Below are 312 nucleotides of genomic sequence, written 5' to 3'. Positions count from 1 at the left end.
GTTGAGCGGGGTGGGGCCGGTTGAGCGGTTTTCGGCCGATCGTCAGCTGTTCGCCGGATCGGCGAGCCGGGAGCGTCCGACGGGGGGCCGCTCGCGCCACAGGTCGAGGCCGATGTCGACGAGTCCGACCCGGGTCAGACCGGGTACGTCCGCCAGCGGGTGCCAGGCGGCGAGGTCGGTCGAGCCACCGGTCTCGTTGCGCAGCTCACCCCCGGTGACCTGCACCTCGTAGATGATCCGCAGCCCCTGGAAGTCGCCGGGGGCGGCGAGGCGGCGCAGCCAGGAGCGGCGGATCGAGTCGATGCCCAGGAG

1 pseudogene is annotated in these 312 nt (G+C 72.8%); it reads right to left on the bottom strand.

What is annotated here, in order from left to right:
* Positions 1-42: 42 nt before the first annotated feature.
* Positions 43-312: pseudogene (locus OQ02_RS45475) on the bottom strand (NUDIX hydrolase); the annotation flags it as partial.

Origin of the sequence: Saccharothrix sp. NRRL B-16314 (assembly GCF_000716595.1) — a bacterium.
GTDB lineage: Bacteria > Actinomycetota > Actinomycetes > Mycobacteriales > Pseudonocardiaceae > Actinosynnema.
Note: the sequence above shows the minus strand (reverse complement) of the source record. Positions and strands in the feature narration are given on the sequence as shown.